Source organism: Nocardia crassostreae (genome assembly GCF_001613405.1).
GTDB lineage: Bacteria > Actinomycetota > Actinomycetes > Mycobacteriales > Mycobacteriaceae > Nocardia > Nocardia crassostreae.
On sequence record NZ_BDCH01000014.1, the window covers coordinates 144,633 to 159,884 of the forward strand.

Genomic DNA, 15,252 nt, shown 5'->3' on the forward strand with positions numbered 1-15,252 from the left:
GCGGACATGACCGAGGGCACCCTGCTGCAATGGCTGGTCCACCCCGGAGACGCTGTGCACTCGGGCGATGTCGTCGCCGAAGTGGACACCACCAAGGCAGCCATCGAAGTCGAATGCTTCGACGAGGGCGTCATCGCCGAAATCCTGGTGCCCGAGGGGCGCCACCGTCCCGGTCGGCACCCCACTGGCCACCATCGACACCGTCCCCGCCGCCGCGACCGCCGACAGGCGGGTCCGCCCGGCCGGTCCGGGCGAAAAGAGTTCGACCGTCTCCGCCCCGGAGACGCAGTCGGCGGCCGAACTCTCCAAGCCCGTCCCGGCCGGAAACGGCGAGACCCCCGAATTCCGTGCCACCCCCCTGATCCGGCGACTGGCCGATGAGGCCGGAATCGACCTGCACACCGTGCACGGCTCGGCCCCCGGCGGCCGAATCCTCCGCTCGGACGTCGAGCACGCCGCCGCCCAGGTCCACGGCACAGAGCCGCCTGCCCCGCCCGCCCCGGCCGCCGCGCACCCGCGCACCGCCGAGCCCGAAGCGCCCTCCGTGCCCAGCCGCCGCGCCTCCGCCGACGGCAAGCCCACCCGCAAGCCCGTCAAGGGAACCCGTCACCGACCCTCAGCCTCCCCAACCACGGCCCGCGATCACCCCCGCCGCCCCCGCAAACCCTCGTCGCCCGCGCCAGCCGCGCAGGAGCCGTCCGCAGCGATCGACACTTCCACTGCGCCAGCCGGACACGCCGATGCCACGGTGCCCCCGAACATCCTTGCGGCGCCCAGGCTCGAATCGCCTGCGCCTGCGGGCACGAAGCCCGGTGGTCGAGCCAGCGGGTATGCCCGGCGCTTGGCCGGTGAGCTCGGGGTCGATGTGACGAGGGTCGTGGGCAGTGGTCCGGCGGGTGCCGTCCGGGCGGTGGATATTCGTGCCGCACAACGGGTTGCGGCAGAGAACAGCGATGCTACCGGCGGTTCAATTGCCGCTGGGGAGGCCGCGACCGAGCTCACCGGTGCGGTGCCGACCGGTGGTGCGGTGGCCGGTGTGGGCTCCGAGCCGGGGGCGGGTCGGGATCGGGCGGCGATGCGATCGCTCATCGCGGCCGCCATGACGCGGTCGAAAAGGACGGTGCCGCAATACTATCTGTCGGCTACCCTCGATATGGACGCCGCCACCCGCTGGCTGCGTGAGGCGAACCGTCGCGCGCCGGTGGCGGAGCGCGTTCTCGCCCCGGCGCTGCTGCTGCGTGCGACGGCTCTGGCGGCGCGGAAGGTGCCGCAGCTCAATGGTTTCTGGGTCGATGACGAATTCCGGGCCGCCGATGACGTGCACCTCGGGTTCGTGGTCTCGCTGCGGGGTGGCGGCATTATCGTTCCCACCATTCCGCACGCCGACACCCTGGACGTGCCCGCCATGATGAGGGCGCTGCGCGGTGCGGTCTCGCGCTCGCGCGATGGGCGGCTGCATGCCGCCGATGCCACGCCCGCCACGCTGACCGTCACCAATCTCGGTGATCTGGGCGTGGATTCGGTTTACGGCGTCATCGCCGTCCCTCAGGTGGCCATTGTCGGGTTCGGCGCGATCAGTGAGCGGCCGTGCGCCGTGAACGGGCTGCTGGGAGTGCGCCCGCAGCTCACCGCCACCCTGTCCGCCGACCATCGCGCCAGCGACGGCGCGATCGGCGCGCGCTTCCTCAACACCCTGTCCGAACTCCTGCAACACCCCGAGGAGCTGTGATCCCATGCCCGCCACCATGACCCGCGAATCCGCCGATATCGCCGTGCGCACCGCCCTGCGGGGCTTCGCCCCCGATTCCTTCCTCGTCACCCTCCCCGCGGACGAACCGCTGCGCCCGGCGCTGGACCTCGACTCGATCGACTTCCTCACCTTCGTCGAGCGTCTCGCCGCCGCGCGCGCCCGCCGCATCGAGGAAGACGACTACCCCCGCCTGACCACCATCGACTCCTGTGTCGACTTCCTCACCGAGGACGTGAAACCATGACACTCATCAGATACGCCGCCCGGCACGTCGATACGACCGCCGCAGTTCTCACGCTGGTGGCGGGATTCAGCGCGATCTGGGCCTTCGCCAGTGCGCTCGGACTCGCGGGCGGCGGGATCGACCTGGGAAGCACCGTGGTGCAACGGCTTCCGTTCGACAGCCCGGTGTTCGCGGGCATCGCGCTGCTGCTGGTGGTCGGCCTGCCGATGAGCCTCGCCGCGGTGCTCGCCGCCCTGGGTGACCGGCGGGCACCTGCGGCGGCCGTGACCGCAGGAGTGCTGCTGATCGGCTGGATCATCGTGCAACTGATTATGATTCGCGAATTCTTCTGGCTACAGCCGGTGTGCGTGGCATTCGGGCTGGCCGTACTGATGCTCGGCCTGGTGCAGCGCGGCCGCGTCCGGGCGCATTGATCCAAGCGCAGTGAGTCGTCTGGGCGTGCTACCGAACTCCCGGGCCGCCCCGCGCGTCAGCGGTCGGGGAGCACCGTCGCGTCGTCCACCAGGTCCACCTGGTGCACCCCGGCGACCGTTCGAGCCAGCGCCGCGACCACTTGCTGTTCGGTGTCGTCGGCGAACAGGCCGCGGATGGTCACACGGCCGTCGTCGGCGTCGATGGTCCACAGGCGGCGGCTGCCCGCGTAATCGTCGAGGAGAGCGCGGATTCGGGCCTCGATGGTCGCGTCGTCGCGGATGAGGGCGCGCAGGAGGTCGCGGCGCGCGACGATCCCGACCAGTAGTCCGGCCTCCACCACCGGGACGGACGGCAGGCCGCCGGTGAGCATGCGGGCGGCGATGGCCGAGGTGTCGGTGCCGGGGGTCACGACCTCGACGGGTACGGTCATCACAGCCTGAACGACCGCGGTTTCGAGATGTCCGCCGATGCCGAGGGCATCGGATTCGGAGAAGATGCCGACAACCCGGCCGTCCTCGTCCACCACCGGAAGCGCGGCGAAGCCGTGCGCGGTGAGTAGCGTGATCGCCTCGTGGACAAGGGTTTCCGGTCGAACCGTCACCACCGGACGGCTCAGCACGTCACGTGCGCGCATGGTAGTTCACCTCATTGATGCGAAGAAGGGGTTATGGACTGCGGCAGGCGCAGCGTGTGGGCGATCCGTTCGGACCAGGCGCGGACGGCGTCCCAGTCGCGCAGGTCGCCGTAGCGGCCGCCGCCCATGGCCAGGTAGACCAGGCGCGCCCACAGGGGCGAGCCCGCGCGCTCCATGCGCCCGGCGAAGGCCGTGTAATCGCGCGGTGTGATCGAATCCCGCAGGGCGGCAATGGCGCTGGGCACCTGTCGGCCGAACCAGCGGCCGTGCGGGCCACGCAGCGCGGGGCCGAGCCCGACGCTGAACAGCCACGTGTCGCGGGCGGTGAACTCGTCGCGGTGCGCGTTCACGAACTCGGCGGCCGACGGCAGCCACGCCATATTGTGCACGGCGCTGCCCAGGACGACGGCGTCGAAACCGGACAGGTCCGGCGCATGCTCGACGTCGGCGATCTCGACCGCGGCGCCGCGACCGGTGAGCTGTGATCCGATGAATTCCGCTATCCCGCGCGTCGATCCCTGTGCCGTCGCGTACAGGACCGCGATGCGAATGGTGTGCGTTCCCATGGTTTCAGCGTGGTGGCGGCCTCGATCACAGAGCAGAGGCGTCCTGCCCGGGCGGCGGGGACCAATGGCCCCTGCCGCGCCAGGGGCGGCGCCGCCTCATCGGGGCAGGGCCGCGCGCACGCCGCGGGCGATCCAGCCGCCGGTGGCGAAGGCCGCCAGGGTGGGCAGCAGATCGCGTGGCGGGGGCGGTATTACGGCCGCGCCGAGTTGGTCGAGGACACCGCGGTGCCGCAGCGCGTCGGCGACCTCGATGACCAGGTCGGGCAGGTCCAGGGCCAGCGCTAGGTAGTCGATGCGCTGCTCGCGCACGGCGGCCCACACATTCGCGGGCGTGGGCAGCAGGGCCAGCAGCAATTGGGGCAGCTGTGGCCGCAGCAGCGCCGCCAGATCTAGATCCGGCCGCACCACCCTGGCCGTGGATTCCAGAGTGACCAGCGAGCGGCACAGCAGCATGAGCTCGCGCGGGAACACGATGCCGAACGCCGCGCCGAGGCCCAGATCGCGCAACAGCAGTTGCGCCGCGGTCATGCCGGATTCGACTTCGTACCAATCGGCCACGAGTTCGGCGACGGCATCGCGGAAGCCGCGTGGATCCGCGCCCGGCCGCAGTGTCGACATGCGCAGCAGCTGGGTGCCGACCGCATTGTAGTCGCCGCTGATCAGCGCCAGCAGCATGAGCCCCATGCGGCGGCGCTGGGCGCGGTCGAAACGGCCGAACATGCCGAAATCCAGTAGGCACACTCGGTTTCCGGGCAGCAGCAGGATATTGCCGGGGTGCGGGTCGGCGTGGAAGAGGGCGTCGGTGAACAGCTGCCGGACCATCCAGGCTGCTCCGGCGTCGAGCACCTTGTCCGGCTTCAAACCGGCCGCGGCGAGCTCGGCGGCCGGGGCGGGCGGCAGACCGTCGATGAAGTCGGTGGTCAGCACGCGCGCGGTGCTCAGCGGCCGGTGCACCGCGGGCACCACGAGTCGCCGGTCGGCCGCGGCATTGCGCCGCATCTGCTCGGAAACCGCGGCCTCCCTGCGGAAGTCGAGTTCCCGGGTGGTGTAGGCGGCCAGTTCGTCCACCGCGTCGGTGGGCCGGAAACCGAGCGTCGCCGGGCGGCGGCGCTCCACCTTCGCGGCCAGCCACTGGAGCAGCGCCAGATCGCGGGCGATGAGGTCCGCCACGTCGGGGCGCTGCACCTTGACGGCGACTACCCGGCCGTCGGGCAGCTGCGCCCGATGTACCTGGGACAACGAGGCCGCCGCGAAGGGCTCCGGTTCGAATTCGCGGAACAGCCGCTCGATCGCCCTGCCGAGTTCGGTTTCGACAATGCGCTGGGCGGCCGTGGCGTCGAAGGGCACCGCGTGGGTGTGCAACCGCTGCAATGCCTGCGCGTAGGGCAGCGGCAGGTAGTCCGGGCGCAGCGCCAGCATCTGCCCGAGCTTGACGAAGGTGGGGCCGAGTTGCTCGAGCACCTCGCGGATGCGTTCGGGCAGGGGGCGTTCCAGCGCCTGATGGTACGGGCACTGGTGCAGGCCCGCCGCGCAGTGCAGGCGGCAGCGCAGCGAACCGCATTCGTGCACGCTCAACGCGTCACCGAGCCAATCGGTCTCGCTGCTCCACAGCACGCGCGTGATCTGGGAGACCCGGGTCACGCGGGCGCGGTAGCCTACCCGGGAGATATGCACCGTCCCCATGCGATCCACGCTCTCGCACGCGCGGATGCGGCGATAGGGGAAATGGGCGGTGCGCCCGAGGGGCCTCGGTCAGCTGCGCCGTCGCCGTGCCGAAGGGCGGGCGGGCAATGACTTTCGGCTCTCTCGGCGGAGGCGCCCGGGATGTCAGAGTCATGCGAAAGGAGGTTTGCTCGCATGACTTCGTTGCGTTCGTCGGATTCCGAATCGGTGCTGCGGGTATCGACCGGTCGGCATGTCTCGGCCGCCGGTGCGGACTACGCCCGGGAAAAGATCGGGCACGCGCTGGATTTCGCCCCCGAGCCGATCATATCGGCCCGGGTCCGGCTCACCGGGCATCCGGATCCCGCCGTGCACGACCAGATCATCGCCCAGGTGAACGTGACCATGGACGGTCGCCCAGTGCGGGTCCAGGTCGCCGCCGGGTCCACGCGCGAGGCGGTGGATCGACTGGCGGATCGGCTGAAGGCGCGCCTACAGCTGCTGGCCCGGCATTGGGAAGCCGTGCGCGGCTGCCGCACCGGCGTGGGCCCGCGCGAATGGCGGCACGGCGACCCGTTGCGCCGGGCGCTGCCCTACTTCCCCCGCCCCGCCGACCAGCGCGAGATCATCCGCCGCAAGACCTACACCCTGTCGGCGGTCAATTGCGACGAAGCCGCCTTCGATATGGAAATGCTGGACTACGACTTCCACCTGTTCACCGAGATCGGCACCGGCCAGGACAGCGTCCTCTACCACGGGGGTCCCGCCGGTTACCGGCTGGCCCAACTGGATCCGCGTCCCTCGGCCGTCGCTCCCGGTTCGGTATCACTGACCATCAGCTTGTCACCGCCGCCGGTGACCGATATCCCCGGCGCGGTCTCCCGGCTCGAACTCACCGGCTGGCCCTTCGTCTTCTTCCGCGACCGGGACCTCGACCGCGGTCGGCTGCTCTATCACCGCTACGACGGCCACTACGGCCTGATCACGCCCGCGAGTTAGCGGCCGAATCCCAATGCCGAGAATTGCGAGGAGATCGGCGATATGAAGGCGGAACCAGGGGACTGGGTGATCGTGCAGGGACGCGTCGTCGGCGGCGCGGCCCGGCGCGGGCTCATCGAGGAAGTGCGCGGAAAGGGCGGCGAGCCACCGTATCTGGTGCACTGGGTCGACGACGGCCGCCGGGTGCTGTTCTTCCCCGGACCCGACACCCAGATCGTGAGCGGCGCCGACTTGCGCGCGAGCGAGCAGAGCGCTGCGGCGCGCTATCCGCGGCGGTGACGGAGTTTGCGGAGTTCGTCGACGCCCCAGAGCAGTGGCGGGTAGGCCAGCAGCAGCGCCAGGTGCGCCGGTTCGGGCGGGGCCAGTTCGAATATGGCGGTCAGCGGCTGGACGTAGACGAGCGCGAACGAAAAGGCGACCTCGAATGCCATGCCCCACAACAGCATCGGATTACTGAAGAATCCGACCGAGCGCAGGCTCGCGGTCTCGGTGCGCACCGCGAGCCCGGTGCCCAGCTGACAGGCGACGATGCCGAGGAAAGTCATGGTGGTGGCCTGCAGGTAGAGATGGTGCAACGGCGCACCGGGGCCGGTGTCCGCGCCGGGTCGCCAGCCGCCGGAGTACAGGGTCAGGAAGAAACCGGCGAGGACCAGGACGGCGGAGACGCCGCCGAGCAGGCCGTAGCCGCGGACGAGCATGCCCGGCCGTACGACATTCTCGGTGGGGGGGTGGGGGGGTCGCGGCGATTTGCCCATCAGCCCGGGTTCGGCGGGTTCGCGGCCGAGCGCGACCGCCGGGAGGGTTTCGGTGCCCAGATCGATGGCCAGGATCTGTAAGACGGTGAGCGGCAAGGGAATCGAGCCGCCGGACAGGGCGAACAGCAGAAACGGCGCCACCTCGGGGGTGAGGTGCGCGAAGATGTAGACGATGAACTTGCGCACATTGTCACAGACCTGGCGACCGGCGCGCACCGCGGCGACGATGGTGGCGAAGTTGTCGTCGGTGAGCACCATGGTGGCGGCTTCGCGCGCGACATCGGTGCCCGAACGACCCATGGCGACACCGATATCCGCGCGCCGCAAGGCGGGCGCGTCGTTGACGCCGTCGCCGGTCATGGCGACGATGTGCCCCGACGCCCGCAGCGCCTCGGCGATCCGCAGCTTGTCCTCGGGGGAGGAGCGGGCGAACAGCACATCCGGATGGGTGTCGAGCAGGCGTTCGAGCTCGGCGTCGCGCAGCCGCGCCAACTCCTCGCCGGTCACCACCAGGGTGTCCGGGCCGCAGATGCCGACCGCGCGCGCGACGGCCAGCGCGGTGCGCCGATGATCGCCGGTGACGACGATGATCCGGATGCCCGCGCGCTGGCATTGGGCCACCGCACCGGCCACTTCGGGGCGCGCGGGATCGGTGAGCGCGACCAGCCCCAGCAGCGTCAGGTCTCGTTCGGCGCGGGACCGGTCGGGCACGGGGCCGGGCGGCAATACGCGCTGGGCGACCGCCAGCACCCGCAGTGCGCGATCGGCGTAGCCGTCCACCACGGCGGTGAGACGGGCGCGGTCGGCGTCGGCCAACGGCCGTGCCGTGCCGCCGGATTCGATGATCGAGGTACAGCGGGACAGCACCGCCTCAGGAGAACCCTTGGTATGCAGGATCGAACCCGCACCCGCCGGGCCCGATCCGCGGTCCGCGGTGGACATCAGCTTGAGACCGGCGTCGAAATGAAACTGCGCCACCCGGATCCCGGAACGACGCGTGGCCGACACCTCGGCGCCCAGCGCCGCTGCCAGGCGCAGGAGCGCGACCTCCGTGGGATCGCCGCGCTCCGCGGAACCTGTTGCGGCATCGGCGAGTTCGGCATTGGTGCAGCTCGCGAGCGCGTCCGCCAGCGCCGCCGCCACAGCGCGGCCGCCAATGGCCGCGGTGGCCCGCTCGTCGGTCACCGCCTGCGCCGCCACTTCGCCCGCCGACGTCCACACCCAGGCCGCGCGCATCCGGTTCTCGGTGAGCGTCCCGGTCTTGTCGGTGCAGATCACGGTGGTGGACCCGAGCGTTTCGACCGCGGACAGCCGCTTGACCAAGGCCCCGGCGCGCGCCAGACCGCGCACGCCGTCGGCGAGGGCGAGCGTAATGGTGGGCAGCAGCCCCTCGGGAACATTGGCCACCAGCAGCCCGATGGCGAAGGTTGCCGCCGCGGCGGCGGACAATCCGGCGGCGAGCATGCCCAGTGGCAGGAAGACCGCGCCCGCGCAGACCGCGATGGCCGCGATGAGCCAGGTGAGCCGCCGCACCTGCCGCTCCAGCGGGCTGCGCTCGCCGCGCACCCGCTGCGACAGCGCCGCGATCCGGCCCAATTCGGTGTGCATGCCGGTCGCGAACACCAGCGCCTCGGCGTCACCGCCCACCACCGTGGTCCCGGTGAAGACCAGATCGCCCGCCCGGGTCGGCGCGGTGGCCGGATCGGACGCCCCGGCCGAGCGCGCCACGGGCTCGGATTCGCCGGTGAGCGTGGACAGATCGACCTCGACCGCACCGGTCAGCAACCGCGCGTCGGCCGGTACCCGATCGCCCTCGCCCAAGGCCACCACATCACCCGGCACCAGCGCCCGGGCCTCGACCTCTTGCCGGTGCCCATCGCGCAGCACGGCGGCCCGCGGCGGCAGGAACGCCGCCAGCGCTTCCACCGCGCGTTCGGCCTGGCGTTCCTGCGCGACCGCGAACAGGGCATTGAGCGCGATCACCGCGATCACCGTGACCGCGATCACCGTCGCCCCCGTGAGCGCGGCCAGGCCCGCCGCGGCCCACAACAGCAGGGCGAGCGGATGCGCCAGTTGCCCGAGCAGCTCCGCGGGCCAGCGGCGCTGCTCGCGCCGCCGTAACTCGTTGGGCCCGTAGACTTCCAACCGGCGCAGCGCATCCCGGGAATCGAGCCCGTCCCGGCGCGCGTGCAGATCGCGCACGAGCCGATCCACCGGTTCACGGGGGTCTACCTCGGCCACTGTCGCGCCATCGCTCGCCGGAGGCCGCACTGGCGAAGGCACGGCCACGGGTCGTCCGGACTGTCGTGACATCGGCTCATCTCCTCCGTTACCTGGTTCACGTGTCCGTCGGCGTGTGGCTCGCGGATGCGGTACTCGCCGCATCGGGGTTGAGCCGCGGTGAGTCTCGACCTCGAATCGGTGCGGTGCGGTGCGGCGGCTCCCGATCGAGGCCGGTCGGAGCGGACACGGCACCGATCACGGCACCGCGGCGTGGGCCGTGAGCCGTGCGGCAGTCGGCGACTCGGGCAGGAGCAGGACCGGACACGGTGCATGGCAGACCAATTCGCGCGTTGCGCGGCTCAGCGCCGCCGGATGCTCGCGGTCGCCGGGGCCGGTCACGACCAGGCTCGCCCCGGCGCTGAGGAGACCGACCGTCGTGGCGGCATCGCCGACCACGGTGACCGGCCGGGCCGTGATATCCGGGAAATCGCGCAGGCTGTGGGCGATCTGAGCATCCGGCACCACCGGCGCCGTGACGCGGGCGAGGACGTTCTCGGTCCAGCCGCGCCCGTGCCAGATGCGCGCGACCACGACCTCGACGCCGCGCGCGCGGGCGGCACGGAACGCCGCCCGCAGTGCGGGTCCGGCCGAATACCACGCGTCGACCACCACCAGCACCGGGCCGTGCTCGGCGACGGCGCGCCGGACGAGTGCGACCGGGCAGCGCGCGTCCGAGCTCACCGTCAATGCCGTCGACCCCAGCACCATGCGCGAGAGGAAGCCGATATCGGCACAACCGATCACGAGCAGCTCCGCCGATCGGGACAATTCGGCGAGCACCTTGCCCGCCTGCCCGGAGAGCACCGTCTCGGTCACCTCCAGCGGCTCGTCGGTCGCGCCGCGCGACCGATGTGACAAGGCCGCGGCGCGCGCCTTGGCGAGCGTGTCGTACGCGGCGCGATACCTGACGCCGCCCGGTCGGAAGGCAGGTTTGTCGATATCGGGCACGACCTGCACCAGCCGCAGCGGCGCGCGCCGCGCCATGGCCTCGGCGGCCGCCCATTCCGCGGCGCGCAGCGCGGCGGCGGAACCGTCCACGCCCACCACCACCGCGGGCCGAGCGGGCGAGCCGGTGCCGTCGGCCCGGGGAGTGCCGGTGGTCGTCGTCGCAGTCATACGGGTCAGCCTGCGCCGGACGCGATTCCGCGCCTAGAGGCCGCGTGCCGGGGCTGCCGGGGACCAAAGCCCTCCGCGTCGTGGGCAGGGCGACCCTCCCGCCATCGCGTCGGCCGCGTCACCGTGGAACCAGCCGACCGGCGCCGTACGGCCGCGCAGAGGAGAACCGCGATGTCGATCGTGACGCTGACCATGAATCCGGCGATCGATATCGCCACCGGTGTCGAACGGGTCCGGCCCACCGACAAGATGCGGTGTACCCCACCGCGATTCGACCCGGGCGGCGGTGGCATCAATGTGGCGCGCGCGGTCGCGGCGCTGGGCGCCCCGGTGACCGCCGTCTTCCCGTCGGGCGGGCCCGCAGGTGTGCTGCTCGAGGACCTGGTGCGGGTCACCGGCGTGCCCACGCGGACGATCCCGGTGGCGACCCAGACCCGCCAGAACATCGCCGTCACCGAGGACGCCAGCGGGGATCAGTATCGTTTCGTCTTCCCCGGCGCCCGGCTCACCGCGCCGGAACAACACCGCTGCCTGGCCGAAGTGGAGCGCCTCGCGGCGGGCTGCGAATACCTCGTCGCCAGCGGCAGTCTGCCACCGGGCGTTCCGGCGCACTTCTATCAGACCCTCGCCGACCTGGCCGCCGACCTCGGAGTGCGACTGATCCTCGATACTTCGGGCGCGGCGCTGCGGGCGGTGCGCGGTGGCGTGTATCTGATGAAACCCAGTGTGCGTGAACTCGCCGACCTCGTCGGCGGGCCGCTGCCCGCGCCCGCGGACCGGATCGCCGCGGCCCGGCGACTGATCGATACGGGCGTCAGCGAGATCGTGGTCGTCTCACTGGGCGCCGAGGGCGCGCTCGCGGTGCGGGCAGGCGGCGCGCAACGGTTTGAAGCGATCGAGGTGACCGTGCGCAGCGGCATCGGCGCGGGCGATGCCATGGTCGGCGGCATGACGGTGGGATTGAGCCGGGGCCTGCCGCTCGACGATGCCGTCCGGCTCGGAATCGCTTCCGCGACAGCGGCACTGGGCACCCCCGGCACCGCACCCGGGCACCCGGCGCGGATCGCCGAGCTGTACCGCGAGACGACCGCCGCGGCGACCGCGCGGTGACCTCGGGAGCGGGCGCGGTGCGGGACGTTCGTCCCTCGGCAGGGGCCCAATGCTTCTGCCGGGCGAATACGCCCGCACCGCATGCTCTTCTCAACGCCCGCGGCATGCGGGCGGCGCGTATCAGGTGCCCGTGTGCACCACGGGTCCCAGAGGTGGAGCCATGAACCAACCAGCGATCGCGCTGGCCGGATTGACGAAACGATTCGGCGCGGTGACCGCGCTCGACGGCCTGGACCTGACCGTGGAAACGGGGGAGGTGCACGGTTTTCTCGGCCCGAACGGCTCGGGCAAGACCACAACCATCCGCATTCTGCTCGGGCTGCTGCGCGCCGATTCCGGAACCGCCCGGATCCTGGGCGGGGACCCGTGGTCGGATGCGGTGACCCTGCATGCGCGGCTGGCCTACGTGCCCGGGGAAGTCACGCTCTGGCCGGGCCTCACCGGCGGTGAGGTCATCGACCTGATGGCCAAACTGCGCGGCGGGGCCGATCGTCGTCGCCGCGACGAACTGCTCGAGCGGTTCGACCTTGACCCGACTCGCAAGGCGCGCGCCTACTCGAAGGGCAACCGGCAGAAGGTGGCGCTGGTGGTGGCACTGGCCTCGGATGCCGAACTGCTGCTGCTCGACGAACCCACCGTCGGGCTGGATCCCTTGAAAGAAGCCGAATTCCGGCGTTGCGTCGGTGAACTGCGGGCGGCGGGCCGTACCGTCCTGCTGTCCAGCCATATTCTCGCCGAGGTCGAGGCGCTGTGCGACCGGGTGAGCATCATCCGCGGCGGGCGCACCGTGGAGAGCGGTTCCCTCACCGAACTTCGGCATCTCACCCGGACCGCGATCACCGTCGAAACCGTCCGTCCCACAACCGGTCTGGAGGACACGGTGGGCGTGCACAGTGTCGTGCGGAACGGCGATCGCACCGAGTTCCAGGTGGACACCGCGCAATTGGACGGCATCGTGCGGATACTCGGCGATCTGGGCGTGCGCGGCCTCACCAGCGCGCCGCCCACCCTGGAGGACATCTTCCTGCGCCACTACCGGACCACCGAACTGGCCGGGGACCGGTCATGACCACGGTGGTCGGCGAGCGCCGTGCGGGTCGTGAGATCACGACCGGCCTGAGCGCGCTGCTCGGATTCGCGTTGCGCCGTGAGCGTTTCACGCTGCCGTGCTGGCTGCTCGGCGCCGCGGCCCTGCTGGCCTTCCACTCCGTGGGCAGCCAGCGCTTCTACGACACCCCGCAGAAGCTGGCCGCCTTGCGCGAGACCATGTCGGCCAGCGCCGCCACCGTCGCCATGGGCGGGCCCACCCGCCTGCTGGACACCATCGGCGGCGAGATCCTCTTCGAGATCTTCGCCTACCTCGCCATCGTGATCGCGTTGATGAACATGTTCCTCGTCGGGCGGCATACCCGCTCGGACGAGGAGACCGGGCGGGCCGAACTGGTCCGCTCGTCCCGGGTCGGGCGCCGGGCCCCGGCGGCCGCCGCGCTCGCCCTGGCTGTGCTGGCCGACGCAGCAGCGGTTCCGGTGCTGTTCGTGGCCGCGGTCGCGACCGGCCTGCTGGTCGCGGGATCACTGCTGCTCGGTCTCGCGGTGGCCGGTGTGGGTCTGACCTTCGCCGGGGTGACGGCCGTCGCGGCGCAGATCTTCGAGAATCCGCGCAGCGTCTACGGATCGGTCACGCTGATATTGGCCGCCGCCTACGTCCTGCGCGCCGTCGGTGATGTCGGCGCGGACGTCTTCGCCTGGCTCTCACCCATCGGCTGGGGACAGCGCACCTATCCGTATGTGACCGATCAATGGTGGCCGTTGGCCCTGTTCGCCCTTGCCGCCCTCGGACAGACCGCGATGGCCTTCGCCCTGCTCGACCGCCGCGATTTCGGGGCGGGACTGCTGCCCTACGGGAAGGGTCGCGCGCACGCCTCCTGGGCGCTGGGTTCACCGCTGAGTCTCGCCTGGCGATTGCAGCGCGGTTCTCTAATCGGCTGGGGGGGTCGGTGTTTTCACACTCGGGCTGGCCTATGGCTCCTTCGGCGACAGTATCGAGGACTACCTGGAGGACAATCCGGAGATCGCCGCCTATCTGCCCGGCGGTGCGGCGGACGCGGTGAATTCCTATCTGTCGCTGGCGGTATCGATGATGGGTCTGCTGGCCACGGCCTACGGCATCACCGCCGTGCTGCGGGCGCGCGGCGAGGAGGGCGCTGGGCACGCCGAATTCGTGCTGGCCGCTCCGGTGGGCCGCAACACCTGGCTCGTCGGTCAGTTGAGCGTGGCCCTGCTCGGTAGCGCGCTCGTCGTGGCCGCCGGGGGATTCGGAGTGGGCCTGGCCTACGGGCTCACGATCTCCGACCTCGGGCAGGCCGCGCGAATGCTCGCGGTGGCGGGTGTGTACCTGCCCGCAGTCTGGGTGCTCGTCGCCGTGGCGGCCCTGGCCTACGGGTGGCTTCCCGGCAGCGCCCCCGCCGCGGCGTGGACGGTGTTCGCCTACTGCGTGATCGGCCTCATGTTCGCCGAACCCTTCGATCTACCGGAACGATTCGACGACGCCTCGCCGTTCTCGCACACCCCGCGCGCACCGCTCGACAGCGTCGCCGCAACCCCGATCCTGTCCCTGCTGGCCGTGACCGCTCTCGCGCTGACGGCGGCGGCGATGGGATTCCGGCGGCGCGATATCAGCAACTGACACCTCATTCGGCACCATGCGGAGGACACGATGACACAGCAGGAGTTCGGCGATCCCCATCGACTGGCCGGTGCGGCCGTGGTCGTCGGCGTGGACGGGTCCGCCGAATCGGATACGACCGTGCGGTGGGCGGCGAAATTGGCGGCCCAGCGCGGCCGGGAACTGCACATCGTGCACGGGCTCGATCTCACGGGCATGGGCAAGGTGCCGCGGATCTACCAGGCCGTCGTACCGCAGGTGGTCGAATCCGTGCGGGCGGACGGCACAGCGCTGCTACGGCACGCCGAACAGGTGGCGCGCGCCCTCGAACCCCGGCCGCGCGTGACGGTACACCTGTCCGAGGACGGCGGCACCGCGCTGCTGCTCGAGCGCAGCGCCACCGCCTATGCCGTGGTGATGGGCGCGACCGGCACCGCGGGCACCGTCGCGCACCTGGGTTCGACCTTGCTCACGGTGACCTCGCACGCGCGCGGACCGGTCGTCGTGGTGCGCCCGGATCCGGAGGCGGGCAATACCGTTCACGAATCAGGCCCGGTCGTGGTCGGCGTGGACGGCAGCCCCATCAGCGAAGCCGCCCTCGCCGCCGCCTTCGCCGAGGCCGCGGAACGCCGCACCACCCTGATCGCCGTACATGTCTGGAGCGATTGGAGTTTCGGGCGATACGCCGGGGCGGACGCACCGCTGTCGATCGAAGAACTCGACGATATCGAGGACGCCATCCTGGCCGAACGCCTGGCCGGGTGGCAGGAGAAGTATCCGGACGTCGATGTGGTGCGCCGCCTGTACTTCAGTGACCCGGTGAAGCATCTGACGGAATGGTCGCGGCACGCGCATCTGACGGAATGGTCGCGGCACGCGCAACTGCTGGTCGTCGGCACTCGTGGCCGCGGCGGGCTGGTGGGCATGCTGCTGCTGGGCTCGACCTCCCACTCGCTGGTCCAGCACGCGCACTGCCCGGTGCTGGTCGTCCACCCCGCACGCTGAACCCCGAACGAATCCGCCGCCACCCCCCGGGAGCATGCCATAAGGTCAT

Annotated in this window: 15 protein-coding genes; 10 read left to right on the forward strand and 5 right to left on the reverse strand. The window is 71.1% G+C overall.

The features are described 5' to 3' along the window. Window positions 1-6: 6 nt before the first annotated feature. The 4 genes from NC4_RS44575 to NC4_RS13250 are packed head-to-tail and all read left to right on the forward strand — an operon-like array spanning window position 7 to window position 2,407. Window positions 7-381 carry a lipoyl domain-containing protein gene (locus NC4_RS44575; RefSeq protein WP_369690747.1) on the forward strand — a complete coding sequence of 125 codons (375 nt, stop codon included), beginning with the start codon at window positions 7-9 and terminating at the stop codon, window positions 379-381. After that, window positions 359-1,729 carry a 2-oxo acid dehydrogenase subunit E2 gene (locus tag NC4_RS13240; protein ID WP_369690748.1) on the forward strand — a complete coding sequence of 457 codons (1,371 nt, stop codon included), beginning with the start codon at window positions 359-361 and terminating at the stop codon, window positions 1,727-1,729. The genes NC4_RS44575 and NC4_RS13240 overlap by 23 nt, the downstream gene beginning before the upstream one ends. Before the next feature lie 4 nt (window positions 1,730-1,733). Beyond that, the gene (locus NC4_RS13245) at window positions 1,734-1,994 is read left to right on the forward strand and encodes a phosphopantetheine-binding protein (protein WP_067537125.1); all 261 of its coding nucleotides are present in this window, start codon (window positions 1,734-1,736) and stop codon (window positions 1,992-1,994) included. Beyond that, entirely contained in the window at window positions 1,991-2,407 is a 417-nt protein-coding gene (locus tag NC4_RS13250; protein ID WP_067537127.1) for a hypothetical protein, read from the forward strand. Before NC4_RS13245 ends, NC4_RS13250 begins: the two co-directional genes overlap by 4 nt. A 56-nt stretch (window positions 2,408-2,463) precedes the next feature. On the opposite strand, the gene NC4_RS13255 is transcribed toward NC4_RS13250, so the two are convergent. The 3 genes from NC4_RS13255 to NC4_RS13265 form a co-directional block, all read right to left on the reverse strand. Further along, window positions 2,464-3,042, reverse strand: a complete 579-nt coding sequence (locus NC4_RS13255) for a CBS domain-containing protein (RefSeq protein ID WP_067537130.1) — start codon at window positions 3,040-3,042, stop codon at window positions 2,464-2,466. Between the two features lie 11 nt (window positions 3,043-3,053). Further along, window positions 3,054-3,608 (reverse strand): flavodoxin domain-containing protein, encoded by a 555-nt coding sequence (locus NC4_RS13260; protein WP_067537132.1) that lies wholly within the window; start codon window positions 3,606-3,608, stop codon window positions 3,054-3,056. A gap of 96 nt (window positions 3,609-3,704) precedes the next feature. Then, window positions 3,705-5,291, reverse strand: a complete 1,587-nt coding sequence (locus NC4_RS13265) for an ABC1 kinase family protein (protein ID WP_157554655.1) — start codon at window positions 5,289-5,291, stop codon at window positions 3,705-3,707. A gap of 174 nt (window positions 5,292-5,465) precedes the next feature. On the opposite strand from NC4_RS13265, the gene NC4_RS13270 reads away from it, so the two are divergent. Continuing rightward, the gene (locus NC4_RS13270; protein WP_067537138.1) at window positions 5,466-6,269 is read left to right on the forward strand and encodes a ribosome hibernation promotion factor; all 804 of its coding nucleotides are present in this window, start codon (window positions 5,466-5,468) and stop codon (window positions 6,267-6,269) included. 42 nt (window positions 6,270-6,311) lie between these two features. Further along, window positions 6,312-6,548 (forward strand): DUF1918 domain-containing protein, encoded by a 237-nt coding sequence (locus NC4_RS13275; protein WP_067537141.1) that lies wholly within the window; start codon window positions 6,312-6,314, stop codon window positions 6,546-6,548. Here NC4_RS13275 and NC4_RS13280 read toward each other — a convergent pair. Then, entirely contained in the window at window positions 6,533-9,265 is a 2,733-nt protein-coding gene (locus NC4_RS13280) for a cation-translocating P-type ATPase (protein ID WP_067537143.1), read from the reverse strand. The genes NC4_RS13275 and NC4_RS13280 overlap by 16 nt on opposite strands. Window positions 9,266-9,502: 237 nt before the next feature. Next, a complete protein-coding gene (locus NC4_RS13285; RefSeq protein WP_067537146.1) occupies window positions 9,503-10,423 on the reverse strand; it encodes a universal stress protein in 921 nt (306 codons plus the stop codon). Window positions 10,424-10,594: 171 nt separating this feature from the next. On the opposite strand from NC4_RS13285, the gene NC4_RS13290 reads away from it, so the two are divergent. The 4 genes from NC4_RS13290 (at window position 10,595) to NC4_RS13305 (ending at window position 15,203) form a co-directional block, all read left to right on the forward strand. Then, a complete protein-coding gene (locus NC4_RS13290) occupies window positions 10,595-11,533 on the forward strand; it encodes a 1-phosphofructokinase family hexose kinase (protein ID WP_218021081.1) in 939 nt (312 codons plus the stop codon). A 160-nt stretch (window positions 11,534-11,693) separates the two neighbouring features. Further along, window positions 11,694-12,602, forward strand: coding sequence for an ABC transporter ATP-binding protein (locus NC4_RS13295; RefSeq protein WP_067537149.1), 909 nt, complete (start codon window positions 11,694-11,696; stop codon window positions 12,600-12,602). Window positions 12,603-13,586: 984 nt separating this feature from the next. Next, window positions 13,587-14,219, forward strand: a complete 633-nt coding sequence (locus NC4_RS42520) for an efflux permease Rv1217c-related protein (RefSeq protein WP_501193514.1) — start codon at window positions 13,587-13,589, stop codon at window positions 14,217-14,219. Window positions 14,220-14,249: 30 nt separating this feature from the next. Further along, entirely contained in the window at window positions 14,250-15,203 is a 954-nt protein-coding gene (locus tag NC4_RS13305) for a universal stress protein (RefSeq protein WP_067537151.1), read from the forward strand. The last annotated feature ends 49 nt before the right edge of the window (window positions 15,204-15,252 follow it).

What these genes read in the sequence shown, in the direction of transcription:
- NC4_RS13245 (WP_067537125.1), top strand. Translation starts at nt 1,734, where the DNA reads ATGCCCGCCACCATGACCCGCGAATCCGCCGATATCGCCGTGCGCACC.
- NC4_RS13295 (WP_067537149.1), top strand. Translation starts at nt 11,694, where the DNA reads ATGAACCAACCAGCGATCGCGCTGGCCGGATTGACGAAACGATTCGGC.
- NC4_RS13270 (WP_067537138.1), top strand. Translation starts at nt 5,466, where the DNA reads ATGACTTCGTTGCGTTCGTCGGATTCCGAATCGGTGCTGCGGGTATCG.
- NC4_RS13285 (WP_067537146.1), bottom strand. Translation starts at nt 10,423, where the DNA reads ATGACTGCGACGACGACCACCGGCACTCCCCGGGCCGACGGCACCGGC.
- NC4_RS13250 (WP_067537127.1), top strand. Translation starts at nt 1,991, where the DNA reads ATGACACTCATCAGATACGCCGCCCGGCACGTCGATACGACCGCCGCA.
- NC4_RS13260 (WP_067537132.1), bottom strand. Translation starts at nt 3,608, where the DNA reads ATGGGAACGCACACCATTCGCATCGCGGTCCTGTACGCGACGGCACAG.
- NC4_RS44575 (WP_369690747.1), top strand. Translation starts at nt 7, where the DNA reads ATGACCGAGGGCACCCTGCTGCAATGGCTGGTCCACCCCGGAGACGCT.
- NC4_RS13255 (WP_067537130.1), bottom strand. Translation starts at nt 3,042, where the DNA reads ATGCGCGCACGTGACGTGCTGAGCCGTCCGGTGGTGACGGTTCGACCG.
- NC4_RS13275 (WP_067537141.1), top strand. Translation starts at nt 6,312, where the DNA reads ATGAAGGCGGAACCAGGGGACTGGGTGATCGTGCAGGGACGCGTCGTC.
- NC4_RS13265 (WP_157554655.1), bottom strand. Translation starts at nt 5,291, where the DNA reads ATGGGGACGGTGCATATCTCCCGGGTAGGCTACCGCGCCCGCGTGACC.
- NC4_RS13305 (WP_067537151.1), top strand. Translation starts at nt 14,250, where the DNA reads ATGACACAGCAGGAGTTCGGCGATCCCCATCGACTGGCCGGTGCGGCC.
- NC4_RS13290 (WP_218021081.1), top strand. Translation starts at nt 10,595, where the DNA reads ATGTCGATCGTGACGCTGACCATGAATCCGGCGATCGATATCGCCACC.